Here is an 11951-nt window from a genome sequence, read left to right as displayed (position 1 = left end):
GATGTTCCGACTATAACAGAAAAAGATCTAATTTATTGGATCTTTTATCCGGCTTATTGGCCAAAAGGACGTGAAAGTGAAGCAAATTACCAGAAACCAGCGCATTACCCGGCGGTTTTCCGCCCTTCTTTTAGTAGTAACGATCGCCTTGATAAGCCTTGGTTCGACGGCCGTTCTTGCAGAGGATGTCCTTCTCAACGTTTCGTTCGATCCCACTCGCGAGCTTTATGAAGACATCAATAAGCAGTTTTCAAATCTTTGGAAAAAGAAAACCGGAAGGACGTTACAAATCCAACAATCGCACGGAGGTTCCGGTAAACAAGCACGTGCGGTTATCGACGGACTGGACGCGGATGTCGTGACATTGGCACTCGCGTATGATATCGATAGCATTGCCGAAAACGGCGGATCGATTTCGAAAGATTGGGAGAAAGCATTCCCGCATCATTCGGTTCCCTACTATTCCACAGTCGTTTTTCTAGTCCGAAAAGGAAATCCGAAAGGACTGAAAGATTGGGACGATCTTGTAAAACCCGGTATCGGAGTGATAACTCCGAATCCGAAAACGTCCGGCGGAGCTCGCTGGAATTACCTTGCCGCTTGGGGATTTGCAAAGAAGAAATACGGATCGGAAGAAAAAGCGAAGGATTTCATAAAATCTTTGTATAGGAACACGTCCGTCTTGGATACCGGGGCACGCGGATCCACGACTACGTTCGCTCAACGAGGAATCGGGGACGTCCTTCTCGCTTGGGAGAACGAAGCGGAACTAGCTTTGGACGAATCACGTAAGGCAAACGGCGGTCAATCCAGATTCGAAGTCGTTTATCCGAGTACGAGTGTTCTTGCAGAAACTCCAGTCGCGATCGTTGAGAAAGTGGTCGCGAGAAAAGGAAGCAAGGAAATCGCCAAATCTTATTTGGATTTTCTGTACACGAAGGCAGGGCAAGAAACGATCGCGAGGCATTTCTTCAGACCGACCGATGAGGCGGTGTTAAAGGCCAACATATCTAAATTTCCGAAATTAAAACTATTCGATGTTCGTGATTTGGAAGGTTCTTGGAAAGCGGCGCATAAAAAGCATTTTGCCGATGGCGGAGTCTTTGATAGTATCTATAACGACGCAAAGAAGTAATGTCGCGCCGAAGAGCCGAATAAAAACGGCTCTTCGTTTGACGAATTTCCTCTTCTTACAACAATCGTCGGTGGGAACTCCCTAAACCGCGGAATCTGAAATTGAAAGTCATCATTCGCCCCTATTCTAAAACTAGTTTCGGCCTCACTCTAGGTACGACAATATTTTATCTCAGCCTATTAGTTATCATTCCGCTTTCCGCCATATTCTTCAAATCCGCAAATCTGGGTTGGTCGGGTCTAATCGCGGTATTTTCCGAAGATAGAATACAAAAAGCATTATGGTTAAGCTTCGGCGCCGGAACCGCGGCCGCGATAATCAATTTATTCGTCGGCTTTCTATTCGCTTGGGTATTGGTTCGATACGAATTTCCGGGTCGAAAAATTTTAGACACACTGGTCGACCTTCCGTTTACTCTTCCTACCGCAGTCGCAGGGATCGCTCTCACCGCGATTTATTCTTCGAACGGGTGGATCGGAAGATTTTTGGATCCGCTTGGGATCAAGGTAGCCTATACTCCTCTAGGCATCGTAGTCGCTCTGGTGTTTATCGGATTTCCTTTCGTCGTTCGAACCGTTCAGCCGGTTTTGGAGGAACTCCCCAAGGAGTTGGAAGAAAGCGCGTACTGCCTCGGTGCGAATCGTCTACAAACGTTTACGCGGGTTCTTTTTCCCGAACTCTGGCCCTCTCTTTTAGCGGGAACCTCGATGGCATTTGCGAGGGGAATCGGTGAATACGGGTCGGTCGTTTTTATCTCGGGAAATTTACCCGGAAAAACGGAAATCCTTCCGCTTTTGATCGTCACAAAATTGGAGCAGTACGAATATTCGAAGGCGACAGGAATCGCTTTATTGATGTTACTACTTTCTTTTTTTATAATGTTTACGATTAATTTTTTCCAGAGTAGGTCTTCCGGGAGATTAGGATGAGAACAGAACCTACTTGGATCCGAATCACTCTAATCGGCGCCGCCTTCTTTTTAGCGGGATTGATTCTCGTATTACCCATCGTAACGGTTTTTACGGAAGCTTTCGCAAGCGGGTTCGACGGTTACATTACCGCCTTGCAGGATCCCGATACCGTTTCCGCCTGGTTAATGACTTTGAAAGTCGCAGGGATAGCCGTTCCCTTAAATACGTTCTTCGGAGTTATTGCCGCCTTCTTAATCACAAGATTCGAATTTCCGGGAAAGAACGCGCTATTAACGGTCATCGATTCTCCGTTTGCGGTTTCGCCCGTTATCTCCGGTTTGATTTTTCTGCTTCTATTCGGGAGACAGGGATGGTTCGGAAATACCTTGGGCGAATACGGAATTAAAATCGTATTCAACACGCCTGGCTTAGTGATAGCGACCCTATTTATCACCTTGCCGTTCGTAGCCAGAGAATTGATTCCTTTGATGCAGACCCAGGGTAAAGAGGAGGAAGAAGCCGGCATTCTATTGGGAGCCTCCCTTCCGAAACTATTCGCTAAAATCATTCTTCCGAATATCAAATGGGGATTACTCTACGGAATCATTCTCTGCAATGCGCGTGCGATGGGCGAGTTCGGAGCGGTGTCCGTTCTGTCGGGACATATTCGAGGAAAAACCAACACGCTTCCTCTTCAAATAGAAATGTTATATAACGAATTCAATTCGGTCGGAGCGTTCTCGGCCGCGTCTCTCCTCGTCTTTCTATCTTTACTTACATTATTGGTGAAGACGATTTTAGAAAAGAATTTACGAACGAAGCCGATTGAACCTCCCGAAGAAGATCCAGTCGAACCCGAAGCCGGAAAAACGTCCGAGGCAAATGCATCGACCGTCACAGATCCGGTCATTTAAGGAGAAAGTAATGTCCATAGAAATACGCAATGTGAGCAAACGTTTCGGAGAATTCCAAGCCTTAAAAGACATTAACCTGACGATTCCGGAAGGAGATTTAGTCGCGCTATTAGGACCGTCGGGAAGCGGTAAAACTACTCTGCTCAGAATCATTGCCGGACTCGAGGCGGCGGATGAGGGAGAAGTTTATTTTAACGGAGAGAAAACGAAAAATAGGAATTCGAAAGATCGCGGAGTCGGTTTCGTTTTTCAACACTATGCCCTCTTTCGCCATATGACAATTTTTGAAAATATCGCATTCGGTTTAAAAGTTCGACCGAGAGCGACCCGACCTTCCAAAGTGGAAATTCGCGATCGAGTGTTTCGTCTCTTAAAGCTAGTCCAATTGGAGAATTTTCACGACCGTTTTCCTTCCGAATTATCGGGAGGTCAAAGGCAACGAGTCGCATTAGCAAGAGCATTGGCGATCGAGCCTAAGTACCTGCTTTTGGACGAACCGTTCGGAGCCTTGGACGCTAAAGTGAGGAAGGAGCTTCGTACTTGGCTGCGAAGGCTTCATGACGAGATCCATATCACGAGCGTCTTCGTCACCCACGATCAGGAAGAGGCTTTGGAAGTAAGCGATTCGATCGTTATTCTTAGAGCGGGAAAGATCGAGCAAATCGGAAGTCCCGATGAAGTTTATAACAAACCTAAAAATCCGTTCGTGTTTCACTTTCTTGGGGACGTAAATCTTTTTCATGGAAGAGTTCAGGACGGAAAGGCTAGAATCGGTGACCAGCACGTCGAGTCCCCCGAACATTCCGAAATCCAAGACGCAAAGGCGGTCGCCTACGTTCGTCCCTACGATGTGGAAATCCTACGGTTGGCCGAAAACGGAATTCCCGCCGAAATTCAATACATTCATTCGACCGGCAGAAATGTTCGAGTCGAACTAAAGAGATTAGATTCCGGCTCTCTGATCGAATCTCTTCTGGACCAAAGCACTTTCCGCGAACTCAATCTACTACCGGGCGAGAAAGTTTATCTTCGGATTCGAAACGCGAAAGTATACGTCGAAGATTTTTCCATTTAAATCGATCCCGCTATAGTACTAAATAAGAGCGGACCCTCTCGGCCCTAATTTTTCTTCCTTCGGCCACGGTGTTCCGACGTTTCGCGAGTGCACAAGCGCTTGGCGCGCGACTGCCTAGCTAGGCGAGTGACAAAGCAAAATGTGGCGTAGCCCAAGCGAGAGTCGCGTTAGCGATCTCGAAGCGACGCGGAAGCACCGAAAGTTAGGCGACCGTGAAACGCTTAGATAGGATGAATTTATGCACTCTTATTCCGTTGAGTAAGATCGCCATAGCCGAGAAGCAAGCCAGGGACACTAATATCTTCATCTATATCATCCCAGTGTAACCCTATTCCTCCCCCGCTAACTTCAAACTTCTGTAGCTGCTCTTTACTGGCTTTTCTTAATCGAGGAAAGTATGCAAGAGGGACTGATAAAGTTCTACCATCATAGAGAGATAGCCAAAGATTATCTTCATCAAACCAAATCTTTTGGGCTTTTGCTTCCGATACCGAAGAAATCATTCCATTTACCTTGAATTATATCTAAATTCTTTTCAATCTCTTCTTCAATCCAATTTAATTCTTTTGAACTGAAGCCGTAATTATCACCCAATAAAACATTCGGCTTTAACCAGAATTTAGCTAATTTCTCTCCCTTTCTTACATGAATGTGAACTGGTTCTCTCGGATTGCCCTCATTAGCAAAAAAGAAGAACTTAAATCCGTTTCTTTCGAAAACTTTGGGCATTCAACCAATCTGCACATTATATAATTTTTGAACAAGAAGGAAACTATTTATATGTTTAGTAAATCGAAGCCGTTCAGAAATGTTTGATAAAGAAAAATAGTAAGCGTTTCATGTCGCCTAACTTCCCTCTTCCCGTCCAGACGGGTATCCATTGTGTTTCGGATTTTCTTAGGCCTGAACAGAATTTCTGTTTTATCATATTTTTATTCAATATATTAAAATAATTGATTTAATTTACGCATATATTTCTGTTATACTTTCGCAGGAGGCAAATATAATGTCGAAAAATGGACTAAAATTAGCGGGCTTCGCGATCGGATTTGCCGTATTCTCCTTTCCGATTCAGACAAAGGCCGAGGGACAACCTACCTTGGATCCAGGGATTCATTCCGAACAAAAACCGGTGGACCCGGCACTTTTCCCTTCCCCGGCACCGGAAAAACAGGTAGCAAAGCCTACGCAAGATAGCGCGGAAAGCAACGGCAATGGCAACCCGGCCGTCGCTAAAGAAAAAGAAATCTATAAAAGTCCCTTGGTCGGAAATATCCCAGGTGAATATATCAGAAACCTTCAAGTAACCCCCGAGCAAAACAAGATCATCCGCTCCAACTCGGACCTCTGGCTCCAGGACAGATTCAGAGTAGGCTTTTCCGTTCGACCGAGATATGAGTCGATCAATAACATGGATTTTAATAAGACGACCGCGGATAACTCTAACGTATTTACCGGACAGACCCAATTTTATCTTATCGCAGATATTAATAAATATGTAATATTTAAGGCGACGTTGCAGGACTCCCGGGTATGGGGAGGAGAACAGTCTCCGGCATATACCGGAACTTCCCGTTTCGAATTAGGCACGAACGGTGGCGTGGTTTATGATACCACTAAGACGTCTCAAAATCAGGTCCCGGTTCTCAACAGCACCTCCTTCCGGGAAGCGTTCTTCGACATTCGTAAGCCGGACCAATCCCTACGACTGCGCCTGGGACGACAGATCATCGATTTCGGAGACGGACGAATATTAGGTGCAGCAAACGATAATCAGATCGGGAATTCGACGGATGGGCTCCGCTTCACCGGAAAATACGCGAACAATACGTTGGATGCATTCGGAAGCGTGGTAACGGCGCAGTACAATTCCTCCGGGTTAGTAAGTGCGAATACCTCGCTTCCGAATACCTATTTGGTGGGAGCCAACAATTTTACGAAATTCGCAAGCTGGTTAGCCTTGGACATATACGATTTTACGGTTTTAAAAAAATATAATCCGGCTAACAATAATACTGCGACAAATAAACCGACCGATCAACAGAATACTTACGGTTTTCGTTTAACGAATAGAACCGAAAACAACGCTCTTCCCGAAGGAATAGTATTCGATTGGACCATCGAAGCCGCCTGGCAAGGAGGATACGACGGCCTACGAGTCGGCACAAGCTGGCTTCAAAATGCGACGGACGGCAGTACGGGCGCCGGCGCGATCAACGCATTTAATAACAAGAATCTTTTGATCGAAAATGAAAACCAAAAATATAACGCCCACTTCCTCACTTTGCAGGCAGGAGTGAGTCCTAGCAAGGATGTAAGAGTCGGCATCCAATACGTATATGCTTCCGGCGATCCGAACCGAAGCGATTCGACTGTAGGAACCTGGAACGCTCCGTTTCCGACGAGACGAATCGCGACCGGGTTCATTCCCTATAGCGGAAACGGTATCGCAGGCGCATTCTTTTGGCAGAACGCAAAGGATTATTCCGTTCACATCAGATGGAATACCGGAAAATGGGGAACGTTCATATTCAATCCTCATTTTTATTATAAAGCGAAACTTCAGGATGCTTATTATAATAATAACGGAATCGTTACCGGCGGTTTGGCGGGTAGTACGGAAGATTTTTCCAACAATCAAAAGTACAACTATTCATCCCAACCTTTGGGAAAAAAGATCGGATCGGAGTTGGATTTAATCTATATCGTAACTCCCTGGGAAAACGTTTCCGTATGGGGAGGCATCGCGTTCGTTCGCGCAGGTGACTCCATTCGAAACGCGCATGTTTCGGTTCCGACTTCCACTACTCCTTCGGTTTATACCGGGAAACCGGACGCATCCTATTTCTTTTTACAAACGGTGTTTGCAATATAGATATCTTTCGACTCGCTCCTTCGAAAAAAAGGAGCGAGTAAATCTTCGTCCTTTCTTAAAATCGGAAAGGAACGACCCTCTCACCGATGGAGTTCATAATCGGATTTTGCCGGACGAATTCTTTCCCTTCGCATGAAAAAGAGTAGCTCAAAGTGAACTAGATGATGCTATTTCGTAAATACCGGACTGGAAATTTTTTAACAAATTGGAATCATTACCTTTCAGCTTAGGTCTTAGGATGAGATATATTCGGAAGTGTGTGACACTTTGGCGGTGTCGTAAAAGGAGAACAATCATGGGTAGTTTGCTCTCGATCTCCGACTCCATAAGGGAGTTTGCCGACGAGAGGTATTCGCTTATCAAATTGAATCGGATCGCGGCTATCGGATTCTCTCTTGCATTCCAATTTTCCTGTGCGACGGTCGCTGCGACCCTCCCCGCTCCCACGGTCCAAAACAAAGAAATTTATACGACAAACGCAAATGTTCAATTTTTGGAGAAATATCGGGTAGCCATCCTGGATTCCTCCGATCGCGCCATGCCGCTCGAAGAAGAACTAAAAGATTTGTTAATCAAATCGGGAAAGGTGATCGTAATTGACAGAAAAAAAACCGCCGAGGCGCTGAATGAAATAACTCTTAGCCTGGAAGGAATCGCCGATAAGGAAAACGCTCCGAAAATCGGAAGGCTGCTATCGGCCCAAAAACTGATTCAGATTAAAGAATCGGGTCGCAAATGGTCGCTGGAGTTAGTCGACGTGCAGACATCCAAGATCGATTTTAACCGGTCCTTTTCCGAAGGCGGCTCTCAAAAAGTTTTTCAGGAATTGGTGGAGTTTTTATCCAGAAACCTTTTACTCAGAAATCTAAGCGGACTTCGGCCCAAGCAAAGCTCGATAAAAGTAAGCTTGAGCTCTTCGAGAAAGCTGTATAAAAACAACGACCCTGTCTCGTTCGAAGTAAGGGTCTCGGAAGATTGTTATTTATATTTAATATTATTACAAAGCGATGGAGAATCGATCCTACTCTTTCCGAACGACAGTTCCCCCTCTAATTTCGCGAAAGCTGGAGAAACTATTCTCATTCCCGACGGAAAATCGGGATATATTTTGGCTGCGGGCGAACCGTTCGGCTCGGACATGATTAAGGCAATAGCATCGAAAAAGAGTTTAAATCTCTTCGATTCCACTCCTGTCCCGGGAACTCCTTTCGGAAGAATAATGAACCCCTTCGATGTAATTTCAAGAGGTATCAAAAAAATTAATACTGAAATTCGTGACGAAGACTGGAATACCGCGGAAATCACGATCCAGACGGAAGCCGATTGAATTCGAAAAAGTAACTTAAATCATAATCTGCAAGGAACAGTAAACAGGGGACTCAAACGGGGGAAGTCTCCCCCACGCTACAGCCGCATTATGCGCGTTTTCCGTTACCAATCGAGCGACTCTTAGGGAGCGAGATTCCCGAAGGGTGACTGAACGAAGTGAAGTCAAATTTTCAATCAAACAAACTGCATTCGAATTAACTCCAGAGTCTTCCACTGCCCAATCGAGCGACCCTTAGGGAGCGAGATTCCCGAAGGGTGACTGAACGAAGTGAAGTCAAATTTTCAATCGAACAAACTGCATTCGAATTAACTCCATAGTCTTCCGCTACTCAATCGAGCGACACTTAAAGAGCGAGATTCCCGAAGGGTGACTAAACAAAGTGAAGTCAAATTTTCAATCGAACAAACTGCATTCGAATTAACTCCATAGTCTTCCGCTGTATAGCAGCTTTTCAGAGAACAGAAGACGGAGGACAGAAGACAGAACATTGGTGAGCCTGGTTTCCATTGTTCTAGGGGAAGATTCGTGTGTTATAGTAGATCTTTCCTCTACCTCTGCTGCCTTTCCAACATCGTGCAGCTTCAGTCCTCTGCGCGGGAGCTCCTACTAAATTCTTTTTGGAAAAGTTCTTGTCAGGAGGATCGTTTTGTGGTAAAGGAATTTTTCCACCGCTTCGCTCCGGCCCCCACCCAAAGGGCGGGGTTTTTTAAGTAAATTCTACTCTACGGTTCACAGAGGGACATTCAGAGGACTGAGGACTGAACATTGATAAACGGAGATTCCATGTTCTGGAGGAAGATTCTTGCGTTATAGTAGATCTTTCTTCTACCTCTATTACTTTTCCAACCTCGAGCACTACTGTCTTCTGCAAAGGACAGAGCATTGGTGAGCGGAATTTCCACGTTTTTCAAGAAAAATTCCTGTGCACAGGGGATCTTTCCTCTGCTTCTCTAACTTTTCCAACCTCGAGCACTACTGTCTTCTGTCTTCTGCAGAGGACAGAACATTGATAAACGAAATTTCCACTTACTAGAGAAAGATTCTTGTGTTTTAGTGGATTTTCCTCTGTCACGGCTGCCTTCCCAACATCAAGCAGCTTCAGTCCTCTGTCCTCTGACCTCTGCCACAAAGAGACTTCGTAATCTCGGAGTCAATCCTGGATTACTTAGTTAAAATTTCCGTCCCTGTGCCGTCTCCCCAAGTCCCTTCAAGTCTAGCCCCTCCGCTTGTTACGGTGTAGATCACCGGATACGTATCTCCCCAATCCACTGTGAGAACATTTCCGTCGAGAGTTCCCGTTCCGCTGTAACTGTTGCCGACGGTCCAAGCGAAATTATACGACCCATCGTCGTTTTGTCGAATCTGCACCGATCCTCTGTACTTTGATCCGTTCGGATTCGTTCCTGAAACTTTGTATGTCCCGCCGATGTTAAAGACCTGAGCGGAAACGTAAGTGAAAGAAAAAACTAAGCTAATTATAGCCAAAAGAATCAAAATTTTTGGGCCAAATTTATGCGGCATGGAAGCCTCCATTACGGTTGCGTATTATACGGATTCCTCTTGCCGGAATCAAGAAATTTCCAAAAGAGAAGACCCTAATTTTTTAGCCTTGGTGAGAAAAATAATTTATTTTCTAGGGAAAAACCGAATTTGAATTTATTGTCCCGGGTTAAGAGACTTTTGGAATGGAATTCAATCCGCGTAAAATCCATTTTCTGGAATCCGCCGGATCGATTACGGCATCTATCTCCAAATAGGAAGCCATATTCATCGCTTTTCCTCTCTCATATGCTTCGTCGACTAAGCGATCGAATAATTTTTGTCTTTCGTTCCAATCTTTGATTTCAGCAAGTTCCTTCTGAAATCCTGTGCGAATTTCTCCTTCGATTCCCATCGCTCCGAATTTGCCGGAAGGCCATGAAATCGTAAAAACCGGAGCATGAAAGCTACCTCCCGCCATTGCCATCGCGCCCAAACCGTATCCTTTCCTCAGAACGATGGTAAAAATCGGAACCTTACAAGCGGCAGACTCTTCGAATAAACGTCCAGCTTTACGCACTAAGCCGTTCTTCTCCACTTCAGGACCGACCATAAATCCTGGAGTATCACAAAGAAATAATATCGGTATATTAAAAGAATCGCAAAGTTTTATAAAGTCGCTAGCTTTATCCGCACCTTCCGCATCTATCGCCCCGGCTAAATGAGTAGGATCATTAGCGATAAGCGCGAGCGACCTGCCTTCGATTCTGATAAAAGCCGTGACCATCCCCCCGGCGAATTTTTGCCGAAGTTCTAAGAAAGAATCGTCATCTGCGAGAATCTTGATTAAAGAACGAATGTCGTAGGAACGTAATCGATTTTCAGGAATTGCCGTTCTCAAAGCTCTCTGATCAGAGCATGAGAAATTTATAATATCTCCCTGAAAGTAGGACAGGGCCTTTTTTGCAGTTTCAACGGCTTCTATTTCGTCTTTGACGAGAATATCCACTACTCCGTTTTTAGTCTGAATATCGACCGGGCCGATATCTTCGGCGGAGAAACTGCCAAGACCTCCTCCTTTGACCATAACTGGTCCGCCCATACCTATATTAGATCCCAAGGTTGCGATAGTGATATCGCTACAACCGAATAAAGCGGCGTTCCCCGCAAAGCAACGACCGGAAGTGATCGCGATGCGAGGAGCAATTCCTTTTAAACTCGCATATTGACGAAACGTGTGCAAATCCAAACCGGCTACCGCCGGCATATCGACTTCCCCGGGACGACCACCTCCGCCTTCGGTAAAAAAGACCAACGGAAGTCTAAGTTCCTTAACAACCTTCAATAAACGATCCGTTTTTTTATGATTCATCGCTCCCTGCGTTCCCATAAAGACGGTGTAATCATATGCCAAAACCGCACATCGTGATTTATGTGAGTCGAAGATTTTCCCGTTTACGTTAGCAAGTCCGGTAATCAAACCGTCGGCTGGACTCAATTTGATCAATTCGTCCAGGGATCGTCTGCGACGCTGCGCCGCGATCGCCAACGCGCCGTACTCCGCGAAAGTGCCAGGATCGCAGATATCGGCAATATTCTCCCTAGCGGTTCTTTGCCCTCTTTTATGGCGCTTTCCTGCGGCTTGAGGTCGAAAACTATCTTCGTTTAACGACAATCGATTCAAGAGATCCTGGAGATCGGATCGAATCGAATCCAAATTCATCCTACCCTCTCCTTCCGAGGGCGAGTCCATTACTTCGAAGGGCCTGACAAAAAGTAAAGATTGCCCCGCCGCGATGATGGAACCTACCGAAGCCGGAATCCTTTCCACCAGACCCGAAACCTCGGCATTAAGTACGTGCTCCATTTTCATCGCGGAAATAATCGCGATTTTTTGCCCCTTTCGAATCATATCGCCTTCGGCGACGCAAATTTCCGTCAAACGTCCGGAAATCGTAGAAGGAACTTGCAGAGTTCCTAATGGAGCTTCCGTTATTTCGATCGCTTCCGGAATCGATCCGTTTTTATCCGATAAAAACGAGAACTCTTTATGAACTTTAGAACCTTCGAATATGCCGGATCCGGAGATTTCGTCTACTAGCCTGGTATAAACGGAGTAGTTTTCCAACTCCGGCAACAGAAGAAGATTCTGAAGAAATGTCTTGTTCGTTTTGACACCTTGGATATTAAAATCACTCAGTGCGCGATAAGCCAAAGATATGGCGTCCCGAA

The 11951-nt window shown here is 45.5% G+C and carries 9 protein-coding genes and 1 pseudogene (1 of these 10 running past the window's edge); 6 read left to right on the top strand and 4 right to left on the bottom strand.

The window, feature by feature from the left end; all coding sequences use genetic code 11:
- Positions 1-76 precede the first annotated feature (76 nt).
- From LEP1GSC047_RS06050 to LEP1GSC047_RS06035, 4 genes are all read left to right on the top strand, one after another.
- The gene (locus LEP1GSC047_RS06050) at positions 77-1135 is read left to right on the top strand and encodes a sulfate ABC transporter substrate-binding protein (protein WP_010411773.1); all 1059 of its coding nucleotides are present in this window, start codon (positions 77-79) and stop codon (positions 1133-1135) included.
- A gap of 101 nt (positions 1136-1236) precedes the next feature.
- Positions 1237-2064 carry a sulfate ABC transporter permease subunit CysT gene (cysT, locus tag LEP1GSC047_RS06045; RefSeq protein WP_010411776.1) on the top strand — a complete coding sequence of 276 codons (828 nt, stop codon included), beginning with the start codon at positions 1237-1239 and terminating at the stop codon, positions 2062-2064.
- Positions 2061-2960 (top strand): sulfate ABC transporter permease subunit CysW, encoded by a 900-nt coding sequence (cysW, locus tag LEP1GSC047_RS06040; protein WP_010411778.1) that lies wholly within the window; start codon positions 2061-2063, stop codon positions 2958-2960. Before cysT ends, cysW begins: the two co-directional genes overlap by 4 nt.
- 10 nt (positions 2961-2970) lie before the next feature.
- A complete protein-coding gene (locus LEP1GSC047_RS06035; RefSeq protein ID WP_010411779.1) occupies positions 2971-4035 on the top strand; it encodes a sulfate/molybdate ABC transporter ATP-binding protein in 1065 nt (354 codons plus the stop codon).
- A 335-nt stretch (positions 4036-4370) separates the two neighbouring features.
- Here the strand turns inward: LEP1GSC047_RS06035 and LEP1GSC047_RS21130 are convergent.
- Positions 4371-4538 (bottom strand): annotated as a pseudogene (locus tag LEP1GSC047_RS21130) (DUF2442 domain-containing protein); the annotation flags it as partial.
- A complete protein-coding gene (locus LEP1GSC047_RS06030) occupies positions 4492-4764 on the bottom strand; it encodes a DUF4160 domain-containing protein (protein ID WP_010411784.1) in 273 nt (90 codons plus the stop codon). The gene LEP1GSC047_RS06030 and the pseudogene LEP1GSC047_RS21130, both read right to left, overlap by 47 nt.
- A 277-nt stretch (positions 4765-5041) precedes the next feature.
- On the opposite strand from LEP1GSC047_RS06030, the gene LEP1GSC047_RS06025 reads away from it, so the two are divergent.
- Together LEP1GSC047_RS06025 and LEP1GSC047_RS06020 are read left to right on the top strand one after the other, a co-directional pair.
- Positions 5042-6910 (top strand): alginate export family protein, encoded by a 1869-nt coding sequence (locus LEP1GSC047_RS06025; RefSeq protein ID WP_010411787.1) that lies wholly within the window; start codon positions 5042-5044, stop codon positions 6908-6910.
- A gap of 295 nt (positions 6911-7205) precedes the next feature.
- Entirely contained in the window at positions 7206-8237 is a 1032-nt protein-coding gene (locus LEP1GSC047_RS06020) for a DUF4384 domain-containing protein (protein WP_010411790.1), read from the top strand.
- A gap of 1164 nt (positions 8238-9401) precedes the next feature.
- Here LEP1GSC047_RS06020 and lfb1 read toward each other — a convergent pair.
- Positions 9402-9761, bottom strand: coding sequence for an LIC10280 family protein (gene lfb1 / locus LEP1GSC047_RS06010; protein WP_010411796.1), 360 nt, complete (start codon positions 9759-9761; stop codon positions 9402-9404).
- 148 nt (positions 9762-9909) lie between these two features.
- Positions 9910-11951, bottom strand: partial view of an acetyl-CoA carboxylase family protein gene (locus LEP1GSC047_RS06005; protein WP_010411799.1) — the 3' portion only. Its footprint extends 1210 nt past the window's final position; 2042 of the gene's 3252 nt are visible here — the last part of the coding sequence; the start codon falls outside the window, past its right edge; the stop codon is at positions 9910-9912.

This window comes from Leptospira inadai serovar Lyme str. 10, from assembly GCF_000243675.2.
Lineage (GTDB): Bacteria > Spirochaetota > Leptospiria > Leptospirales > Leptospiraceae > Leptospira_B > Leptospira_B inadai.
This window is presented reverse-complemented; position numbering and strand designations above follow the sequence as displayed.

What these genes read in the sequence shown, in the direction of transcription:
- cysW (WP_010411778.1), top strand. Translation starts at nt 2,061, where the DNA reads ATGAGAACAGAACCTACTTGGATCCGAATCACTCTAATCGGCGCCGCC.
- LEP1GSC047_RS06035 (WP_010411779.1), top strand. Translation starts at nt 2,971, where the DNA reads ATGTCCATAGAAATACGCAATGTGAGCAAACGTTTCGGAGAATTCCAA.
- LEP1GSC047_RS06030 (WP_010411784.1), bottom strand. Translation starts at nt 4,764, where the DNA reads ATGCCCAAAGTTTTCGAAAGAAACGGATTTAAGTTCTTCTTTTTTGCT.
- LEP1GSC047_RS06025 (WP_010411787.1), top strand. Translation starts at nt 5,042, where the DNA reads ATGTCGAAAAATGGACTAAAATTAGCGGGCTTCGCGATCGGATTTGCC.
- LEP1GSC047_RS06020 (WP_010411790.1), top strand. Translation starts at nt 7,206, where the DNA reads ATGGGTAGTTTGCTCTCGATCTCCGACTCCATAAGGGAGTTTGCCGAC.
- lfb1 (WP_010411796.1), bottom strand. Translation starts at nt 9,761, where the DNA reads ATGCCGCATAAATTTGGCCCAAAAATTTTGATTCTTTTGGCTATAATT.